We start from the raw sequence: 19,151 nt of genomic DNA on the forward strand, positions 1-19,151 counted from the left end.
AACCGACAGCTGATCTTGAACTGACTTCATTGCAGGCTCCGCAACCGAAGATAAAAGGGCGACAACCTTACAAGATACCCCGAAGAATTCAATGCCGGGGAATGTGATCCAGTGGGCGGCGGGGCAACCTCAGGGTTGCCTCGTGGAGTCTTTGGTTATATTTTAGGCAGATATTTTCCTGTACAAAATATCGCCAGACTTCTAATGACCTATTCAAAATCGAAAGCACCACTCTACCCGAAGAGCCATCTGCTGGCTGCGAGCGGTGTAGCTGCGCTTCTGAGCCTGGCACTCCTTGTCTTTCCATCCCGCGAAGTCGAGGCCAAGAGAACTTATCTTGACCTCAAGTTAGACACCCCGGCTGAACTGGCCCCTGTTGACATCGCCTCTCTTTCGCCTTCCACGCAAGCGCCTTTCGCAGAGCCCATGTTGAATCAGGACGAAGCTGAAGCTACAGAGCTCGACGTCCCCACGGAGACCAACGAAGCCATGACGGAGATCGAGTCTCCGCTCAAGGAAGTGATTGTCGCCAACGGTGATACCTTATCGACCGTGTTTGCCAAGGTGGGCCTTCCGCAATCAACCGTCCACGAGGTCCTGGCGAGCAGCAAGGGGGCCAAGCAGCTGGCGCGGCTCAACGTTGGTCAACGACTCGAGTTTCAATTGAACGAGCGAGGAGAGCTCGAGAAGTTGCGGAGCCCGCTGAACAAACTGGAAAGCATACAGCTGGAGAGGTCCGACTCTGGTTATGTGTTCAAGAAGGAGCAGATCAAGCCAGACGTTCATAACGCCTACGCTTATGGCCGTATTGATAGCAGTCTGTTCCTCGCAGCCAAGCGTGCCGGCCTAAGCCATAATCTTACGATGGATCTAGCCAACGTTTTCGGCTATGACATCGATTTCGCCATGGACATTCGCAAAGGCGATACTTTCGAAGTGGTCTATGAGGAAAAGATGATTGGGGGCGAGCGCGTTGGAACCGGCAATATCCTTGCTGCTCGCTTTACGAACCGAGGCAAGTCGTATACTGCGGTTCGCTATACGAACAAGCAGGGCAATAGCAGCTACTACACAGCTGACGGCAGCAGCATGCGAAAAGCGTTCATCCGCACTCCCGTTGACTTTGCGCGTATCAGCTCGCGCTTTTCCAACGGCCGCAAGCATCCAATTCTGAATAAAATTCGTGCCCACAAAGGGGTCGATTATGCCGCTCCGCGTGGGACGCCGATCAAAAGCGCCGGCGATGGGAAGGTTCTGCTCGCGGGCCGCAAGGGCGGTTATGGGAATACCGTCGTGATACAGCATGGCAACCGTTACCGGACGCTCTACGCGCATATGCAGGGCTTTGCAAAAGGAGTGCGGAACGGTTCGACGGTCAAGCAAGGGCAAATAATTGGCTATATCGGCACCACCGGTCTATCTACCGGCCCCCATTTGCATTATGAGTTTCAGGTAGACGGCGTGCATGTAGACCCGCTCGGGCTAAAGCTACCCATGGCTGACCCCATTGCGAAGAATGAAAAGCAGCGATTTCTTCAGCTTAGCGGCCCCCTGATGGCCCGCATGGATGAAGAGCGTGCCACCATGCTAGCCATGCAGAACCGCTAATGCCTCTATACATCGGGGTCATGTCAGGCACCAGTCTTGACGGTCTCGACTTCGCCCTCATAGAACAAGGCAAGCGAACGTCGTTGCTTGGTACGCATTACGAAGCGATGCCTGCACGGTTGAAGCAGGAGTTGCTTGCGCTTTGCTCTCCGGGAAGCGACGAGTTGGCTCGGGCAGCCACAGCTGAACAGGCCTGGGCGGAGTTAGCCAGCTGCGGTATACAAAAGCTGCTGCGGCGGCTAGGCATAGACAACTCAGCCGTCCGGGCCATCGGAAGTCATGGGCAAACCGTGCGACATGAGCCCCAACGTGGCTTCACCATTCAGATCGGAAACCCCGCGCTTATCGCGGAACTGACCGATATCTCTGTCGTTGCTGATTTCCGCCGCCGTGACGTAGCGGCAGGTGGGCAGGGAGCCCCGTTGGTACCTGCGTTCCACGAAGCCGTATTCGGCGATACAGCACGTCCACGAGCGGTATTGAACGTAGGCGGCTTCAGTAATCTTAGCTTGCTTCATCCCGGCAAGACGGTACGCGGATTCGACTGCGGTCCGGGTAATGTGCTGCTCGACGCCTGGATAAATCGGCACCAAGGCCAACCCTACGATCGAAATGGTGACTGGGCTTCGAGCGGACGTGTATCCGGTCAGCTCCTCGGTACTCTGCTCAACGATAGCTTTTTCACCAGACAAGGACCCAAGAGTACCGGGCGAGAGTTGTTCAACCTGCAGTGGCTGGAGCATAAGCTAGCGCCCTTGCCTGACGTCGCGCCAGCAGATGTACAGGCGACGTTACTCGAGCTGACTGCCAGAAGCATTTGCGATGCGTTGCTAGCCAGCCAACCGGAAACGGCCGAATTACTCGTCTGTGGAGGTGGCGCTCATAACGTCGCATTGATGAACAGGTTGCAGGAGCTACTGCCTGGATGCCAAGTGTCGAGCACTGCGAACCATGGCATTGAGCCCGACTGGATAGAGGCGATGGCCTTTGCCTGGCTTGCGCACTGCTGTATTGAAGGCGTCCCGGCCAACCGACCGAGCGTCACAGGGGCCAAAGGTCTTCGGATTCTGGGCGCAATCTACCCCGCCTGAACCCTGGCGCGGTGAGCGAACGTCAGGCACGTCGCTTCAGCGCAGCTGTGGCTGTGGTCAGATAGAGAATGACTGACCACATCCGCATGTGGTAGTAGCGTTGGGGTTCTTGATGACGAAACGAGATCCCTCCAGCCCCTCCTGATAGTCAACTTCAGCTCCAGCTAGGTATTGGTAACTCATCGGGTCCACCACGAGGCTCACGCCCTCGCGCTCGATGATGGTGTCATCCTCAGCCAGATCTTCATCAAACGTGAAGCCGTACTGAAAACCAGAGCAACCCCCTCCCGTGACAAAGACTCGCAGTTTTAAGCGCGGGTTTCCCTCTTCATCAACGAGAGTCCTCACTTTGCTCGCAGCACCCTGACTGAACTGGATAGCGGTGGGCGTAAAGGATTCGACACTCATCATATTCTCCTGGCGCGCATGCGCGCATTGCTGCGTAGACGAAGCATTATCGGCTTGTCCTACGAAATTGGTCAACTATTCATCAGCGAACCCACTGCCTCAGCTCTCTTGGCTCCGCAGCCAGGACGAACAGCCTTTACGGCAGCAGGGCCGCGTTGCCTAAACCGAGCCGTTCGTCCAGGTCAAAAAGAATATTCATGTTCTGCAGCGCTTGACCGGACGCCCCTTTCACCAGGTTGTCGATGACCGACAAGACCACGACCAAGTCACCCCCCTGTGGCCGGTGGACAGCGATCCGACAAACGTTCGCGCCACGCACGCTACGGGTTTCCGGGTGGCTACCGGCAGGCATGACATCGACGAAGGGCTCGTTGGCATAACGCGTCTCGTAGAGCGCCTGTAGGTCGACGGACGTGTCCGCCACTGTCGCGTACAACGTTGCATGGATGCCTCGAATCATGGGCGTGAGATGAGGGACGAATGTCAGCCCGATGTTCCCATTGGCGGCGCGGCGCAAACCTTGTGTTATTTCCGGTAGATGACGATGCCCTTTGACTGCGTAGGCCATCATGCTTTCCCCGGCTTCGGTGAACAAGGAGCCGATCTTGGCGGCGCGACCAGCTCCGCTAACGCCTGATTTGCAGTCGGCAATCAGCCTCGACGTGTCAGCTAGACAGTTCTCCAGCAGCGGCAGATAGCCGAGCTGAGTCGCGGTTGGATAGCAACCAGGCACAGCGATCAGCCTTGCGCCCTTGATCTGTTCCCGGTTGACCTCCGGCAAGCCATAGACGGCTTCTGGCAACAGCTCGGGAGCGCCATGCGGCTGGCCGTACCACTCGGCCCATTCCTGCGCATCCTGCAGGCGGAAGTCTGCCGACAGGTCGATGACCTTGGTCCCCGCCGCGAGCAGCTCTGCGGCCAGTGAATGCGCAACGCCGTGTGGCGTAGCGAAGAAAACCACGTCACATGAGCCGAGTGTCGCAGTATCCGGCACGCTGAAAGCAAGCTTGTCGTAGTGGCCGCGCAGGTTCGGGTACATGTCCGTCACCCTTACACCGTTCTCGGAGCGCGAGGTAATGACAGCCACCTCGGCCTGAGGGTGCTGAGCCAGCAAACGCAACAACTCGACCCCGGTATAGCCTGTACCGCCAACGATTCCGACCTTGACCATGAGCTGCCTCTTGCAGTGGAACGATAAAGATTGCCGATGATAAAGGTGCTCGCGCCCAGGGCCAACCGCTGAGGTGACGCGCGGCCTCGCATACCTCTACTATCAGCCCAACTCTGCTACCCAGGAATGTAATGAATGCTCTATCTCTGGATTAAGGCCCTGCACATCGTTGCAATCGTCTGCTGGTTTGCCGGTCTGTTTTATCTTCCGAGGCTGTTTGTCTATCACGCAATGAGCGAAGACGCTCCCAGCCGCGAACGCTTCAAAGTGATGGAACGCAAGCTCTACCGCGGCATCATGATGCCATCGATGGTCGCAACGCTGCTTTTCGGGATTGGGATGATTGCGCTAAACCCTGCACTGTTCAGTACGGGCGGGTGGCTGCACGCGAAGCTGGCCCTGGTCGTCCTTTTGATCGGCTACCACCACCTGTGTGGCGCTCAGCTGAAACGCTTCGCTCGAGACGAAAATACTCGAAGCCACGTGTTCTATCGTTGGTTCAACGAATTTCCGGTTCTGTTGTTGCTCGCCATTGTCATTCTGGTAGTCGTAAAACCTTTCTGAAATCGAGGAGGGCTCCATGTCGCTGCCCAACCTGCTTGAACAACGCCTGCGCCTGCCTCTGGTCGCAGCTCCCATGTTCCTGGTCTCGAACCCCGCCCTGGTAGCCGCCTGCTGCCGCAACGGTATCGTGGGCAGCTTCCCCGCGTTGAATCAGCGAGAAAGCAGTGGCTTTCGAGACTGGCTGCAAGACATCGATGCACGACTTTCCTCAGCAACCAGCGCGGCACCATACGCGGTCAACCTCATAGTTCATCACAGCAACCCACGCTTGCAGGCAGACCTGAGCATATGCGTGGATCAACGGGTACCCATCGTCATCACCAGTCTTGGAGCGGTGAAAGAGGTGGTGGACGCGGTCCATAGTTACGGAGGTCTGGTGTTTCATGATGTGACGACCCGCCGGCACGCCGAAAAAGCTGCGCAAGCGGGTGTAGATGGCCTGATTGCAGTCGCCGCTGGAGCGGGAGGGCATGCAGGTACGTGGAGCCCATTCGCGCTGATCGCAGAAATTCGCCAGTTCTTCGACAAAACCCTGTTGCTGTCAGGCTGCCTCAACCACGGACACGAAATATTCGCAGCGCAACTGCTTGGTGCCGACATTGCATACATGGGCACGCGCTTCATTGCGACGCAGGAAAGCCAGGCTTCCGATGATTACAAGGAAATGTTGCTTCAGGCCCGCGCTGCCGACATCGTCCATACCGCGGCGGTGTCGGGCGTTCCTGCCAGTTTCATGCGTCAAAGCCTGCAAAGAGCTGGCTTCGACGAGGCTAGATTGCAAGGCAAGGGGCAAATGGACCATGCCGAGAAGCTCAAGCCTGTCAGCGACGAAGCAAAGGCATGGAAAACCGTCTGGTCCGCCGGCCAAGGGGTCGGCGAGATTAATGACCTGCCAAGCGCTCATGAGCTTATCGAGCGCCTCGATCAGGAGTACCGAGCAGCTCACAGCCAGGCCGCCAATCTGGCACAGCGCTGGTCCCGCCAGGCATGAGGCGAATCGAACCCAAGCGCGCTCGTAATACGGACGCAGCTAGGTGACATGAACCTCTAGGGCACCGACGGCCTGTTACACTGCCAAACGAGCCACACCCCCGGAGAAACATCATGGACTGTCTCTTCTGCAAGATCGCGACTGGGGCTATTCCCGCGCACAAGCTATACGAAGACGATCAGGTAATCGCCTTCAATGACATTGCGCCTCATGCACCTGTCCATTTTCTGGTTATTCCCAAGAAACACATCGCGACGCTCCATGACCTGAGCGAAAGCGAGGACAAGGCACTCGCCGGCCATATTCTCTTCACTGCTCAGCGCCTCGCTGAAGAACAGGGCTGCCAAGAGGGATTCCGCATCGTCATGAACTGCAACGACCTCGGCGGCCAGACGGTTTATCACATCCATATGCATGTGCTTGGCCAACGCCAGATGCATTGGCCGCCAGGCTGAGTCGCGCCAATCGAATCCCCAGCCAATGGCTTCTTATACCTTCAGGAGGCGACATGCCCAATCAACGCGAATATTCACCAGCCGATCGCCTTCTGATGCAGGCTGACGCCGCGCTCCGGACCCTGCTGCCGTTCAGCGGGCAGCCTCAGCGACCGACGCCGGCAACTTTGAAAAACGAAACAGACCTGAGCGACAGCGAAGCACGCCATGTGGCCGGGCTGATGCGCATCAACCACACCGGTGAGGTCTGTGCGCAGGCGCTATACCAGGGGCAGGCGCTGACGGCGCGGCTGCCCCGGGTTCGGGCGGCCATGGAGCATGCGGCCGATGAGGAGATCGATCATCTGGCGTGGTGCGAGCAACGCATCCACCAGCTAGGCAGCCATACCAGTGTGCTCAATCCATTGTTCTATGGACTGTCGTTCGGAATCGGTGCATCAGCTGGCCTGATCAGCGATCGAATCAGCCTTGGATTCGTCGCCGCTACGGAAGATCAGGTCTGCAAGCATCTGGATGAGCATCTCGCGCAGATCCCGGACGCGGATGAGAAGTCCCGCGCCATCCTGGAGCAGATGCGCAAGGATGAGGCTCAGCATTCTACGGCCGCCCTGGAGGCAGGCGGGCTGCGGTTTCCTGCGCCAATCAAGTTCGGCATGAGCCTGATGGCCAACGTAATGACCAAAGCCACCTATCGGATCTGAAGCCGCTGAGCCGAAACGTAGACGCCCCGTTTGATAACGGGGCGCTAACGATGGCAACCGAAGCCGGCGCGCGGATGCCTGAGACGGATGATCGCCGTAGGGCTTGCCTGACGTGGCAGCCCCCTGATTTCTAGCCTAGCTCGACGATTTCGTAGCCATGCGTGATCTCGACACCGGCATTTCCCAGCATGATCGAGGCGGAGCAGTACTTCTCGGCAGACAGCTCGATTGCCCGCTTGACCTGCGCTTCCTTCAAACCGCGCCCCTTTACCAGAAAATGCAGATGAATCTTGGTGAATACCTTGGGGTCTTCGGTAGCGCGCTCAGCCTCAAGAAAAGCCTCGCAGCTCTCTACCGGTTGGCGTGACTTGCGCAGAATGCTAACGACATCGAAGTTGCTGCAGCCACCAAGTCCAAGCAGAAGCATTTCCATCGGCCGGACGCCTAGATTCCGCCCTCCATGTTCTGGCGGGCCATCCATGACCACAACGTGACCACTTCCTGACTCGCCGAGAAACATCGCCTCGCCGGCCCACTGAATGCGCGCTTTCATCGTCGACTCCGGTAGAAAAGCACGAAGCTTAACATGAGAGCCCCGCCTCACCGCAGTTGGCAATCCGACGAAGATGCCCTACGGCAGTTGATATTCGTGTCGCAGTTTTATTGTCTAGCCGAACAGGTCTGTTAATCTCCCCAAGGCTGACAACTGCACTCAGTCATAAATAATAAGAAAGCCCTTTTATTGGATATAACTCCGGGACTTCAGCATGGTCGCTATCACACTTACGCCCAAGATCAAGAACCTCGATAAACTGCTCGCGCATTGTCATCGACGGCGCTATACCGCCAAAAGCACGATCATCTATGCAGGTGATCGCTCTGAAACCCTTTACTTCATAGTCAAAGGTTCGGTCACCATCCTGATCGAGGATGATGACGGACGAGAGATGATCATTGCCTATCTCAACTCGGGAGACTTCTTCGGGGAGATGGGGTTGTTCGAAAAGGAAGGGAACGAAAAAGAACGCAGCGCCTGGGTACGCGCCAAGACCGAGTGCGAAGTTGCCGAGGTAAGTTATGCGAAGTTCCGCGAGCTGACCCAGCAGGACCCCGACATCCTCTATGCGCTGGGCAGCCAGATGGCTGAGCGCCTGCGCAACACCACCCGCAAGGTGGGCGACCTGGCCTTTCTCGACGTCACCGGCCGTGTTGCGCGCACCCTGCTCGACCTGTGCAAGCAGCCGGACGCCATGACTCATCCGGATGGCATGCAGATCAAGATTACGCGGCAGGAAATCGGCCGTATCGTTGGCTGCTCCCGCGAGATGGTCGGGCGCGTGCTGAAAAGCCTCGAAGCACAAGGGCTGGTACACGTAAAGGGCAAGACCATGGTGGTCTTCGGGACTCGCTGACGTGCACTCCCTACCTATGAACGAGCCGGCTGGGGGGCCGGCTTGTTCATGAGGTGATCAATCTGGATCGGCTGCGGTGATGGGCCTGCCGCGCCCCGGAAAGAACAGCCGCTGAAGCTCCAGCCCCGGCTGCTCCGCCCGCATGAAGGCTTCTCCGACCAGAAACGCGTGTACCCCATTGATCTCCATCAGCTGAACGTCGGCGCGATGGAGCACGCCACTTTCAGTGATCACGGTGCGATCGCGCGGGATGCGCGGCAACAGATCCAGTGTTGTCTCCAGACTCACATCAAAGGTATGGAGATTCCGGTTGTTGATACCTAGCAGCGGTGTCGACAGGCGCAGCGCGCGCTCAAGCTCCTGGCCATCATGCACCTCCACCAGTACATCGAGCCCTTGCGTGGCAGCGACGTCTGCCAGCTCCTTCATCAGGACATCGTCCAACGCTGCGGCGATCAACAGGATGCAGTCTGCGCCGAGTGCTCGCGCCTCGACGACCTGGTAAGGGTCGACCATGAAATCCTTGCGAATCACTGGTAGAGAACAGGCGGCCCGGGCTTGCTTGAGATAGTCATCGGCTCCCTGGAAGAAGTCGACATCGGTCAACACGGAAAGACATGTCGCACCACCCGCTTCGTAGCTTCGAGCAATCTCGGCCGGATGGAACTCTGCGCGCAGCACACCTTTGCTGGGTGAGGCCTTCTTCACCTCGGCAATCACTGCTGGTCGCTTGCTGGCGACCTGCTCCTGCATACGGCGCGCGAAGCCCCGTACCGGATCGGCTCCTGCAGCCAGCACCTCCAACTCACCCAGGCTAGTCCGCAGCTGTCGCTCAGCCACTTCCTCGTGCTTGCGTGCGATGATCTTTTCCAGAATCGTCGGTACGCTCATCGCGGCTGCTCCTGCTTGAACACTACGGTGAATGACACCAGCTCCTCGAGCTTGTCACGTGCCAGGCCTGTATGAAGTGCGTCATGGGCAATCTCGACGCCCTGCTTGAGGCAGCTGGCCACATCCGCCGCGTAGAGCGCAGCACCAGCGTTAAGCACGATCATGTCGGCTGCCTTCTGACCATTTTCAGTCTTACGGCGACCCAGTGCATCGCGAATCAGCGCCAGCGAACCCTGCGCATCCTCCACGCTGAGACCAATCAGGCTCTGGCTCTTGATACCAAAGTCTTCCGGCTGGATACGGTACTCGCTGATCTCGCCCCCTTTCAGCTCGGCTACGTAAGTAGGTGCCGCCAGGCTGATTTCATCCAGGCCGTCCTGGGCATGAACAACCAGCACGTGCTCGCTACCAAGGCGCGCGAGCACTTCGGCCATGGGCCGGCAGAGTTCCTTGCTGAACACGCCGAGTACCTGATGCTTGACGCCCGCCGGGTTGGACATAGGACCGAGGATGTTGAACAGGGTGCGCAAACCCAGTTCGCGGCGTGGCCCGGCGGCAAACTTCATTGCGCCGTGGTGGGCTGGGGCGAACATGAAACCGACACCTACCGCATCGACGCTGCGTGCAACCTGCTCGGGGCTCAGATCGAGATAGACACCCGCCGCTTCGAGCAGGTCGGCGCTTCCGCTCTTGCCGGAAACTGCCCGGTTGCCATGCTTGGCCACCTTGCCGCCGGCAGCCGCCACGACAAATGCAGCAGCAGTCGAGACGTTGAAGATATTCATACCGTCGCCGCCCGTCCCGCATGTATCCACCAGGCGATGGGTGTCGAAATGGACCGGTGCAGCGAGTTCCCGCATGACCTGCACGGCACCGACGATCTCATCGATGGTTTCGCTCTTCATGCGCATGCCCATGAGGAAGGCGCCAATCTGCGCATCGGTGCACTGACCGGTCATGATCTGGCGCATCACCGCCTTCATCTCATCGGTGCTCAGATCCAGCTGACCGACTATGCGGTTGAGGGCTTCCTTGATATCCATCAGCGCACGCCTCCGGTCTGCTTCAGAAAATTGGCGAACAGCTCATGGCCCTGCTCGGTCAGGATCGATTCGGGGTGAAACTGAACCCCTTCGACATTCAGCGTCTTGTGCCGCAGGCCCATAATCTCATCGACGCTGCCGTCGTCGTTGCGCGTCCACGCGGTGACTTCCAGACAGTCCGGTAGCGTTTCCAGCTTGACCACCAGCGAATGGTAACGGGTGACGGTGACCGGATTGTTCAGGCCGGCGAACACACCTGTATCTTCATGAAAAACCGGACTGGTCTTGCCATGCATGACCTGGCGGGCACGTACCACGTCGCCGCCAAACGCCTGGCCGATACTCTGATGGCCGAGGCAGACACCCAGAATTGGCAACTTGCCGGCGAAATGGCGGATCAGCTCCAGCGAGACGCCCGCCTCGTTCGGCGTGCATGGGCCGGGCGAAACGACAATGCGCTCGGGATTCAAGGCCTCGATCTGGGCCACGCTCAGCTCGTCGTTGCGCACTACCTTGACGTTCGCGCCCAACTCGCCCAGGTACTGCACAACGTTGTAGGTGAAGGAATCGTAGTTATCGAGCATCAACAGCATGATCAGTTCTCCTGCTGGTCGCGTTCGGCCAGGGCGACCGCGCGGAACATGGCGCGGCGTTTGTTGAGCGTTTCTTCCCACTCCAGCGTTGGCTGCGAATCGGCCACGATGCCGGCGCCCGCCTGCACGTGGAGTTCGCCATCCTTGATCACTGCGGTACGGATGGCGATAGCGGTATCCATGTTGCCGTTCCAGGCCAGATAGCCGACGGCGCCGCCGTAGACACCGCGTTTAACCGGCTCCAGCTCATCGATGATTTCCATGGCGCGAATCTTCGGCGCGCCGGACAGGGTGCCCGCCGGCAAGATGGCGCGAAGCGCATCCATCGCCGTCAGCGGCGCCTTGAGCTGGCCGGTGACGTTGGAAACGATGTGCATGACGTTGGAATAGCGCTCGATGACCATCTTCTCGGTCAGCCGCACCGACCCGTTTTCGGCGACGCGGCCTACATCGTTACGGCCCAGGTCGATCAGCATCAGGTGTTCGGCGAGCTCCTTGGCGTCGCCGAGCAAGTCCTTTTCCAGCGCAAGATCGGCTTCCTCGTTAGCCCCGCGTGGACGGGTACCGGCGATGGGGCGGACCGTGACCAGTCCCTCCTCGACCCGCACCAGCACTTCCGGCGACGAACCCACAACGTGGAAGTCGCCGAAGTTGAAGAAGTACATATAAGGCGTCGGGTTGAAGCAGCGCAGCGCGCGGTAAAGATCGATCGGCGCCGCCTCGAACGGAATCGACATGCGCTGGGAAATCACCACTTGCATGCAGTCCCCGGCAAGGATGTAGTCCTTGATACGGTTGACCGCCTGCTCATAGTCCTCGCGGCTGAAACTGGAGCGGAAGCTCGGTTCGGCGCCGTTGCTCTTTTCGAAGTCCAGACCCAGGCGCGGGGTGATCGACTGGCGCAGCTTTTCGCGCAGCGCCTGAAGTTTCGCCTGCCCCGCCTCATAGGCGTCCGGCTGCCCTGGGTCGGCCAGCACGATGCAGTGCAGCTTGCCGGCGAGGTTGTCGAACACCACTACCGCATCGGAGACCATCAGGAGGATATCCGGCGTGCCCAGCGGATCGGGGTTGGGGCAGGTCGCCAGCTTGCGCTCCACATAGCGCACGCTGTCGTAACCGAAGTAGCCCACAAGGCCACCGTTGAACCGCGGCAACCCTTCGACCGGCGCCACGCGATAGCGCTGCTGGAAGGCTTCGACGAAGGCCAGCGGATCCTCGATCTCACAGGCCTCGGTCTCGAAGCCGTCGGTGGTCACGCTGATTCGATGATCGTGCACCCTGAGCACGGTGCGGCACGGCAGGCCGATAATGGAATATCGCCCCCACTTCTCGCCGCCCTGCACGGATTCGAGCAGGTAGGAATTGGGCGCGTCGGCCAGTTTGAGATAGAGCGTCAGCGGCGTATCGAAATCGGCGAGCGTCTCGAACGACAGGGGAATGCGGTTGTGGCCTTCGGCGGCCAAACGCAGGAATTCTTCGCGGGTCATGTCAGCCTCGTGGTCGGAGGGAGCTAATTGGGTCGATTGCAAACGTACCGGCCGAGCCGGCAGAAGATGTCAGGCGCGCCAGCGCCAACGGGCCAGGGCCTTGATGACATTCATCCATTGTTTGCGGGTGACCACCACGATCTGATCTCGTCTGGGGGGGTTCAGAGGACAGGGGCCACACTAGCGCAGCCCCGAAACCGAAGCAACCAGCTCGCGCAGGTCATCGAGCACCAGCGCAGGCTCCTCATCAGCGATGGGATCGCCGTGGTTGTAGCCATATGTCAGCGCGACACAGGGAACGGACGCCGCTTTCGCGGCACGGACGTCATTGCGCGAATCGCCGACGAACAGCGAAGCGACCGGTTCGACCGCAGCCTCACCCATGACCCACAATAACGCCGCCGGATCAGGCTTCTGCTGAGGCAGCGTGTCACCACCGACCAGCCACTGGAAATAACCAGCCAGCCCCTTCTCCTCCAGCAGCGGTTCGATGAACTGCGCCGGCTTGTTGGTGATGATCGCGAGCTTCACCTCCCGCTCGCGCAGCCAGTCCAGACATTCACGCACCCCCGGATAGACAGCGGTCAGCTCGTGGCCGCCGGCGTAGGCCTGCATGAACAGCGCCAGCGCCTCGTCGGCTAGCTCGTCGGCCACACCGTCATGGTCCAGCTGACCGGCCAATGCGCGGCGCACCAGCACTCGCGAACCGTTGCCGACCCAGTCGCGCACGCGGGCCACACCGGCCGGTGGGCGGCCGAGCAGCATCAGCATCTTGTCCACCGCGGCCGCCAGGTCCGGTACCGAGTCCATCAGGGTGCCGTCCAGATCGAACATCACCAGCCGCGGTAGCGTGCCGTCGAACAGTTGCTCCAGGCGAGTCATGGGCGGGCCAGCGCCAGCTCGGCGCGCATCTGGTCGATCACCGCTTTGTAGTCCGGCTGGTTGAAGATGGCCGAGCCGGCGACAAAGGTGTCGGCGCCTGCTGCGGCGATCTCGCGGATGTTCTTCGGATTGACGCCGCCATCGATCTCCAGACGAATTTCGCGCCCGCTGGCGTCGATCAGGGCGCGCGCCTCGCGCAGCTTGTCCAGCGTGCCGGGAATGAACTTCTGCCCGCCGAAGCCAGGGTTGACGCTCATCAGCAGGACCATGTCGACCTTGTCCATGACGTACTTGAGCACGTCCAGCGGTGTCGCCGGATTGAACACCAGACCGGCCTTGGCGCCGCCGGCCTTGATCAGCTGCAGCGAACGGTCGATGTGCTCGGAGGCTTCCGGGTGGAAGGTGATGTAAGTCGCGCCGGCCTCGAGGAAGTCGCCGATCATGCGATCCACCGGCTTGACCATCAGGTGCACATCGATGGGCGCAGTGACGCCATGCTTGCGCAGCGCCGAGCAGACCATAGGGCCGATGGTCAGGTTGGGCACGTAGTGGTTGTCCATCACGTCGAAATGGACGATGTCGGCGCCGGCGGCCAGCACGTTGTCCACTTCCTCGCCCAGGCGGGCGAAATTGGCGGAAAGAATCGAAGGGGCGATAGCGAACGGCTGCATGACGACCTCGGGTAGCACGGCAAGATGCCGCGCATTGTACCCGAGGGGTCAGGGTTGCGGCGCGCCTGACATCCGCCACGAATGCCGGCGCGTCAGGTCGGATCAGGTCAGCTCGTCGAAGCACTCGCCGATGATGGCCAAGCCGCGCTCGAGCAGCTCGTCCTCGACTGTCAGCGGCACCAGCACGCGCAGCACGTTGTAGTAGGTACCGCAGGACAGCAGGATCAAGCCCTTCTCCCGCGCCCGGGCGACGATCTGCGACGTCAGCGCCGCGGCCGGTCGCGCCAGGTCGCCATCCTCGAACAGCTCGATGGCGATCATCGCGCCGAGGCCGCGCACCTCGCCGATCTCCTTGTGCTTGGCCTGGATCGCCTTGAGGCCGGCGGTGAGCTTCTCCGCCACGGCCTTGCAGCGGTCGAGCAGCTGCTCCTCCTCGAAGATTTCCATGACCGCCAGCGCCGCCGCGCAGGACAGCGGGTTGCCGGCATAGGTGCCGCCCAGCCCGCCGGGCGCGATGGCATCCATGATCTCGGCCTTGCCGCACACGCCGGCAATCGGGAAGCCGCCGCCGACCGACTTGGCGAAGGTGGTCAGGTCGGCGACCACGCCCATCTGTTCCATGGCGAAGAAGGTGCCGGTGCGCCCGGCGCCGGTCTGCACCTCGTCGGCGATCAGCAGGATGCCGTGCTCGTCGCAGAGCGCGCGCAGGCGGGCCATGAAATCCTTCGGCGCGACATTGAAGCCGCCCTCGCCCTGCACCGGCTCGACGATGATCGCGGCGATGTCGCGCGGCTCGGCATCGTTCTTGAAGATGCGCTCGATACTGGCGATCGACTCATCGACGCTGACGCCATGGATCGCGCAGGGATACTGCGCACGGAAGATCCCGCCCGGCATCAGGCCCATGCCGGCGGAGTACGGGGCGACCTTGCCGGTCAGGCCGAGGGTCATCATGGTGCGGCCGTGATAGGCGCCGGTGAAGGCAATCACACCAGCACGGCCGGTGGCGGCGCGGGCGATTTTCACCGCGTTCTCCACGGCCTCGGAGCCGGTGGTGACCAGCAGGGTCTTCTTGGCGAAATCACCCGGCACCCGCGCATTGATCTTCTCGCATAGCTCGACGTACGGTTCGTAGGCCAGCACCTGGAAGCAGGTGTGGGTGAGCTTGTGCAGCTGGTCTTCCACCGCCTTGACGATCTTCGGGTGCAGGTGGCCGGTATTCAGCACGGCGATGCCGCCGGCGAAATCGATGAACTCGCGGCCCCCCACATCCACCACGCTGCTGTTCTTCGCGTGGTCGGCAAAGATCGGGTGGATCTGACCGACGCCACGGGGGACGGCGGCGACACGGCGTTGCATCAGGGATTCGTTGGTCTTGCTCATAAGCTCCTCGGTAGCCGCTCATCGTCGGCACGGGTCATGAAGGACGCCAGGAAGCGGGCACGGCAGCATACGATGATCGACTGCCGCACCCTCCGGAGCGTTCGGATTACAGTAAAACTCCGTGCATTATTTTGCACGCTCGATTTCTGCGCTTTCTTCTGGGAGCTTGCTGCGCAAGCATTGCCCATTGGCTGTGCATCTGTTTGACCCAGCAATACTGTACGCATCACCCCAAGCCAGGTGTCCGCGACGCAATTTCCAGAGACCTTGTTGCGTCTAATTTATGGAGTTCCAATGCCTCGTTTTCGCGATTCAATTCGGTGGGCTGTCGCCCTGTCTGCAACACTGACAGCCTGGTCCATCAGTGCCGCGGACGAGCCGGCCGACGCGGACCCCGACACTGCCCCGGTAGCAGCCGAGCGGCCCGCACTGCCCTCACGCAGCGACACGATCGTCGCCGGCTTGTTACAGCAACTGCCGCCTGAGGAGTTCCTCAGCCTGAAAGCAGGTTCAGATGAGTTCGTCGCGCTCTGGCGACCTGCCAATGTGGCTGAGCCGAAAGGGGCGATCATTCTGGTCCCTGGCGATGGGGAGACGGCAGACTGGCCGCGCGGCATCGGGCCGCTACGCCGGGGGCTGCCGGATCACGGTTGGCATACATTGAGCCTGACCTTGCCAGACTCGCCGAATCTTATTCCAATGACCGCTGCGTCAGGTGACCCGGCGGACGTGTCGGCTTCCAGACAAAGCGAGGCAGCGAACGAAGGTCAGCCCGACGTTCAACCACCGAGCGAGGCCGGCTATCTGCCAGAGGAAACTGCAACGCCACCCACCGAACCGCCGCTTGAAACGCCAGAGGCGCCCGCTGCCGTCGAACCGGAACTACCAAACGCCGACCCGGCCGAGCAGATCAATGAACGTATCGAGGCTGCCCTGGCGTTCGCCCGCAGCAAGCAGCCGACCACCCTCGTGCTTCTTGGACAGGGCACCGGCGCGTACTGGGCGGCCCGCTACCTGCAACAACTGGCACCCGCGGACGTCAAGCACCTGTTGATGATCCAGCCACGTCAGCCCGAGGGACAGCAGGAAGCTGTCGCACAGCTGGTTCCGGCACTCAAACTGGCTACCGGCGACTTCTATTCAGAGGAGAGAAGCGCCACCTTATCGGCCGCCCGCGAGCGGTTGAATGCCAGCCGACGCCTCCAGCATCCGTCCTACCGCCAGGTGAAACTGCCGCCGCCGACCGGCAATGTCGAGATTGATCGGGAAAGGCTGCTGCGGCGCATTCGGGGCTGGCTGGACAAGCAATAGCGGCTCAGCGGAAGCCCCGTCGCTCACGGATCAGGCTGTAGGCGTTGTGCAGCTCGCGGGTCCGCTCCGTGGCCTCGCGCACCTGCGACGGTGTCGCACCCGCCCCGGCCTGCTTGTCAGGGTGGTGTTTACTGAGCAGCCGCCGGTAGGCTCGCTTGATGACTTGCGGCTCGCTGTCTGCACGCACCTCGAGCAACCGCAAGGCCTGCTCGTATGCGCCGCCCAGGTTGCTCGGGGCACCCTGGGCGCGGCTTCTGTGCTGGTCCAGGGCTGCGATTGCCGCCGAGTCCCAGCCCATCCACTTGCCCCAGAGCATGATCAGTTCATGTTCGCGCGCGTCAACGTGCCCTTGCGCCCTTGCCATGCGCCAGCACGCCTGGAGCACGGCCTTCGCTTCATCCTGGCGACCCCGCAACCGCTGCAGCGGCTCTCGCAGCCCCTCGCCGCTTGACTTGCCGCGATAGAAGGCATCGATGGCAGCCCGCTGCTGTCCGGCCGACAGCCGTAGACGCTGCATCTCCCTGCGCGCGGCCTGGATGTGCGCCTCGCTGATCCGCCCGCTGCTTTTTGCCAGGCGCCCGAGCAAGAAGAACAGCAAGTCGTTGCCTGGCATGACGGGCTTGGCACCGGCAAGCCGTTTCCGCAAGTTCGCCCACGAATCGATTCCGAGACGGCGATCCAGCACCTGCCCGACAAGCGCCCCCAGCAAAGCCCCTGGAATGCTCGCCAGCAGCCAGCCGGCCAGGGCGCCCAGCAGCGTGATCGGCCAGAACACTAGCGCTGCGCCTCGAGCACGCGCTCGACTTCAGCCAGGCGCTCATGGGTGCCGACGTCGATCCAGCGCCCCCGGTAATGCTCGCCACTGACCTGCCCCTCCGCCATGGCTCTGCGCAGCAAGGGCGCCAGCTTGAAAGCGCCCGCCGTACAGCCCACGAACAACCGCGGGCTGAGCACGGCGATGCCGCTATAGGTAAGCGCGGCTGTCGACTCGTCACGGACGATGCCGTCGATCAAGGCAAAATCTCCTTCGCGGTGGTGCGCCGGGTTATCCACCAGTACAAGATGAGCCAGTCCTGACTGAGGCCTGTTAAGGCAGCTGAAGTCGTAATCGGTCCAGATATCGCCATTGACCAGGACGAAGGGTTCCTCTCCCAGCAAGGGCAGCGCCCGATGGATACCGCCTCCGGTTTCAAGCGGCTCCCCTTCTGGCGAATAGCGGATGTGCACGCCCAGATCGGCACCATCGCCAAGGTGGCTCTCGATTTGGGCGCCCAACCAGGCGTGATTGATCACCAGATCATCAAAACCGGCCTTGGCCAGCGCCCTTATGTGGTACTCGATCAGTGGCATGCCTCCAACTCGCACGAGAGGCTTGGGCGTATGAAGCGTAAGCGGACGGAGGCGTTCTCCCCGGCCTGCAGCGAGAATCATTGCTTTCATGCTGTTGTCCGCTCCCTCGGCAGCCCTTGCAGGAGTTGCTTCAGATCAGCCAGCTCGGGACGTCGTGCCAGGACGGTGTCGAGATAGGCAAAGAAGCGCGGCACGTCACCCAGGTATCGGGGTTTTCCATCGCGGTGGCAGATGCGAGCAAAGATACCGATGACCTTGAGGTGGCGTTGAAGCCCCATCAAGTCGCTGGCACGGTGAAATTCGCTAAAGCTCTCCTGCACAGGGATGCCCCTCGCCCGCGCGGCATCCCAATAACTCTGCAGCCAACCAAGCACGCGCTCCTCGGGCCAGCTGACAAACGCGTCCTTGAACAGGGACGTTATGTCGTAGGTCACCGGGCCGAGCACTGCGTCCTGAAAATCCAGTACACCGGGGTTCGGCTCGCTGACCATCAGGTTTCGCGGCATATAGTCGCGATGCACCAATACCCTAGGCTGCGCCAGTGCCGAGTCGATCAGCACGCGGCAGCTGCGCTCCCAAAGTTGCTCTTCGACCGCGGTGAGGCTGTGCCCAAGATGGCGCTGCACATACCACTCGGGAAACAATTGCAACTCCCGGCGCAACAGTGCCTCGTTATAAGCTGGCAAGCCAGACGGATCGGCGCCGTCCTGGAAGGTCAGCAGCGCCTCCATGGCATCGGCGAACAGCTCGTCCGCGTTGCCTGCGTCGATCACGTCCAGATAGGTTTGCCGCCCCAGATCACTCAACAGCAGGAACCCGCGGTCAAGGTCGGCGGCCAGAATCTCAGGCACGTGGATGCCAGCGCCAGCAAGACAGGCCGCGATGTTGACGAACGGCCGGCAGTTCTCCTGAGGAGGCGGTGCATCCATCAGCACGAAGCTGCGCTGCGGCGTCTCCCAACGGAAATAGCGACGAAAACTGGCATCGCTGCTGGCCGGGACCAGCGTCGAATCGGGCACATCCCCCCAGCCCTGACGTTGGAATAGGTCGCTTAGATGAGGCTTCAGCCAGGCGTTGAGGTCCAGCAGGCGTTGATCATGTTGCGGCATTTCAGGGGCTCTCCACGGCGCTAGCCGATA

At 60.7% G+C, this 19,151-nt stretch carries 22 protein-coding genes (1 of these 22 running past the window's edge); 8 read left to right on the forward strand and 14 right to left on the reverse strand.

The features are described 5' to 3' along the window. Window positions 1-30: the 5' end (the start) of a tyrosine--tRNA ligase gene (gene tyrS / locus AC4LFW_RS15445; protein WP_491819971.1), read on the reverse strand. 1,170 nt of this gene lie to the left of the window's left edge; the window shows 30 of its 1,200 coding nt (coding positions 1-30); the start codon lies at window positions 28-30; its stop codon lies off the left edge, out of view. 174 nt (window positions 31-204) lie between these two features. Between tyrS and AC4LFW_RS15450 the strand changes: the two genes are divergently transcribed. Both AC4LFW_RS15450 and AC4LFW_RS15455 read left to right on the forward strand, forming a co-directional pair. Then, the gene (locus tag AC4LFW_RS15450) at window positions 205-1,608 is read left to right on the forward strand and encodes a peptidoglycan DD-metalloendopeptidase family protein (protein ID WP_491819972.1); all 1,404 of its coding nucleotides are present in this window, start codon (window positions 205-207) and stop codon (window positions 1,606-1,608) included. Further along, window positions 1,608-2,699 carry an anhydro-N-acetylmuramic acid kinase gene (locus AC4LFW_RS15455; RefSeq protein ID WP_491819973.1) on the forward strand — a complete coding sequence of 364 codons (1,092 nt, stop codon included), beginning with the start codon at window positions 1,608-1,610 and terminating at the stop codon, window positions 2,697-2,699. Before AC4LFW_RS15450 ends, AC4LFW_RS15455 begins: the two co-directional genes overlap by 1 nt. 57 nt (window positions 2,700-2,756) lie before the next feature. On the opposite strand, the gene erpA is transcribed toward AC4LFW_RS15455, so the two are convergent. Both erpA and argC read right to left on the reverse strand, forming a co-directional pair. Then, complete coding sequence (erpA, locus tag AC4LFW_RS15460) at window positions 2,757-3,107, reverse strand: iron-sulfur cluster insertion protein ErpA (RefSeq protein ID WP_491819974.1); 351 nt, start codon at window positions 3,105-3,107, stop codon at window positions 2,757-2,759. A gap of 136 nt (window positions 3,108-3,243) precedes the next feature. Next, window positions 3,244-4,278 carry an N-acetyl-gamma-glutamyl-phosphate reductase gene (gene argC / locus AC4LFW_RS15465; protein ID WP_491819975.1) on the reverse strand — a complete coding sequence of 345 codons (1,035 nt, stop codon included), beginning with the start codon at window positions 4,276-4,278 and terminating at the stop codon, window positions 3,244-3,246. A gap of 135 nt (window positions 4,279-4,413) precedes the next feature. Here argC and hemJ point away from each other — a divergent pair, with 135 nt between their 5' ends. The 4 genes from hemJ (at window position 4,414) to coq7 (ending at window position 6,989) form a co-directional block, all read left to right on the forward strand. Next, a complete protein-coding gene (gene hemJ / locus AC4LFW_RS15470) occupies window positions 4,414-4,842 on the forward strand; it encodes a protoporphyrinogen oxidase HemJ (protein WP_491819976.1) in 429 nt (142 codons plus the stop codon). 16 nt (window positions 4,843-4,858) lie between these two features. Continuing rightward, a complete protein-coding gene (locus AC4LFW_RS15475; RefSeq protein WP_491819978.1) occupies window positions 4,859-5,833 on the forward strand; it encodes an NAD(P)H-dependent flavin oxidoreductase in 975 nt (324 codons plus the stop codon). Between the two features lie 113 nt (window positions 5,834-5,946). Beyond that, window positions 5,947-6,288, forward strand: a complete 342-nt coding sequence (locus tag AC4LFW_RS15480) for a histidine triad nucleotide-binding protein (RefSeq protein WP_491819979.1) — start codon at window positions 5,947-5,949, stop codon at window positions 6,286-6,288. Between the two features lie 53 nt (window positions 6,289-6,341). Next, window positions 6,342-6,989, forward strand: coding sequence for a 2-polyprenyl-3-methyl-6-methoxy-1,4-benzoquinone monooxygenase (gene coq7, locus AC4LFW_RS15485; RefSeq protein ID WP_491819980.1), 648 nt, complete (start codon window positions 6,342-6,344; stop codon window positions 6,987-6,989). 130 nt (window positions 6,990-7,119) lie between these two features. On the opposite strand, the gene AC4LFW_RS15490 is transcribed toward coq7, so the two are convergent. Next, window positions 7,120-7,542, reverse strand: a complete 423-nt coding sequence (locus AC4LFW_RS15490) for an OsmC family protein (protein ID WP_491819982.1) — start codon at window positions 7,540-7,542, stop codon at window positions 7,120-7,122. 214 nt (window positions 7,543-7,756) lie between these two features. On the opposite strand from AC4LFW_RS15490, the gene crp reads away from it, so the two are divergent. Next, entirely contained in the window at window positions 7,757-8,401 is a 645-nt protein-coding gene (gene crp, locus AC4LFW_RS15495; RefSeq protein WP_491819984.1) for a cAMP-activated global transcriptional regulator CRP, read from the forward strand. A 57-nt stretch (window positions 8,402-8,458) separates the two neighbouring features. Here the strand turns inward: crp and trpC are convergent, their stop codons facing one another. From trpC to gabT, 7 genes are all read right to left on the reverse strand, one after another. Continuing rightward, on the reverse strand, window positions 8,459-9,292 hold the full coding sequence (gene trpC, locus AC4LFW_RS15500) for an indole-3-glycerol phosphate synthase TrpC (RefSeq protein ID WP_491819986.1): 834 nt from the start codon (window positions 9,290-9,292) through the stop codon (window positions 8,459-8,461). Then, window positions 9,289-10,335, reverse strand: coding sequence for an anthranilate phosphoribosyltransferase (gene trpD / locus AC4LFW_RS15505; protein ID WP_491819988.1), 1,047 nt, complete (start codon window positions 10,333-10,335; stop codon window positions 9,289-9,291). The genes trpC and trpD overlap by 4 nt, the downstream gene beginning before the upstream one ends. Further along, window positions 10,335-10,928 (reverse strand): aminodeoxychorismate/anthranilate synthase component II, encoded by a 594-nt coding sequence (locus tag AC4LFW_RS15510; protein WP_491819989.1) that lies wholly within the window; start codon window positions 10,926-10,928, stop codon window positions 10,335-10,337. Before AC4LFW_RS15510 ends, trpD begins: the two co-directional genes overlap by 1 nt. 2 nt (window positions 10,929-10,930) lie before the next feature. Further along, a complete protein-coding gene (gene trpE / locus AC4LFW_RS15515; RefSeq protein ID WP_491819991.1) occupies window positions 10,931-12,415 on the reverse strand; it encodes an anthranilate synthase component I in 1,485 nt (494 codons plus the stop codon). Between the two features lie 180 nt (window positions 12,416-12,595). Then, window positions 12,596-13,297, reverse strand: coding sequence for a phosphoglycolate phosphatase (locus AC4LFW_RS15520; RefSeq protein ID WP_491819993.1), 702 nt, complete (start codon window positions 13,295-13,297; stop codon window positions 12,596-12,598). After that, window positions 13,294-13,968 carry a ribulose-phosphate 3-epimerase gene (rpe, locus tag AC4LFW_RS15525; RefSeq protein ID WP_491819995.1) on the reverse strand — a complete coding sequence of 225 codons (675 nt, stop codon included), beginning with the start codon at window positions 13,966-13,968 and terminating at the stop codon, window positions 13,294-13,296. Before rpe ends, AC4LFW_RS15520 begins: the two co-directional genes overlap by 4 nt. A 102-nt stretch (window positions 13,969-14,070) precedes the next feature. Continuing rightward, the gene (gene gabT, locus AC4LFW_RS15530; RefSeq protein WP_491819996.1) at window positions 14,071-15,351 is read right to left on the reverse strand and encodes a 4-aminobutyrate--2-oxoglutarate transaminase; all 1,281 of its coding nucleotides are present in this window, start codon (window positions 15,349-15,351) and stop codon (window positions 14,071-14,073) included. Window positions 15,352-15,645: 294 nt separating this feature from the next. Between gabT and AC4LFW_RS15535 the strand changes: the two genes are divergently transcribed. Further along, window positions 15,646-16,662 carry a DUF3530 family protein gene (locus tag AC4LFW_RS15535; protein WP_491819997.1) on the forward strand — a complete coding sequence of 339 codons (1,017 nt, stop codon included), beginning with the start codon at window positions 15,646-15,648 and terminating at the stop codon, window positions 16,660-16,662. Between the two features lie 4 nt (window positions 16,663-16,666). On the opposite strand, the gene AC4LFW_RS15540 is transcribed toward AC4LFW_RS15535, so the two are convergent. From AC4LFW_RS15540 to AC4LFW_RS15550, 3 genes are read right to left on the reverse strand one after another with little or no spacing between them, the layout of a single operon-like run. Further along, the gene (locus tag AC4LFW_RS15540) at window positions 16,667-17,437 is read right to left on the reverse strand and encodes a TerB family tellurite resistance protein (RefSeq protein WP_491819998.1); all 771 of its coding nucleotides are present in this window, start codon (window positions 17,435-17,437) and stop codon (window positions 16,667-16,669) included. After that, window positions 17,437-18,102 (reverse strand): N-acetylmuramate alpha-1-phosphate uridylyltransferase MurU, encoded by a 666-nt coding sequence (murU, locus tag AC4LFW_RS15545; RefSeq protein WP_491820000.1) that lies wholly within the window; start codon window positions 18,100-18,102, stop codon window positions 17,437-17,439. The genes AC4LFW_RS15540 and murU overlap by 1 nt, the downstream gene beginning before the upstream one ends. Further along, entirely contained in the window at window positions 18,099-19,121 is a 1,023-nt protein-coding gene (locus AC4LFW_RS15550; protein WP_491820001.1) for an aminoglycoside phosphotransferase family protein, read from the reverse strand. The genes murU and AC4LFW_RS15550 overlap by 4 nt, the downstream gene beginning before the upstream one ends. Window positions 19,122-19,151 lie beyond the last annotated feature (30 nt).

Source organism: Stutzerimonas sp. C6.4V, from assembly GCF_058536345.1.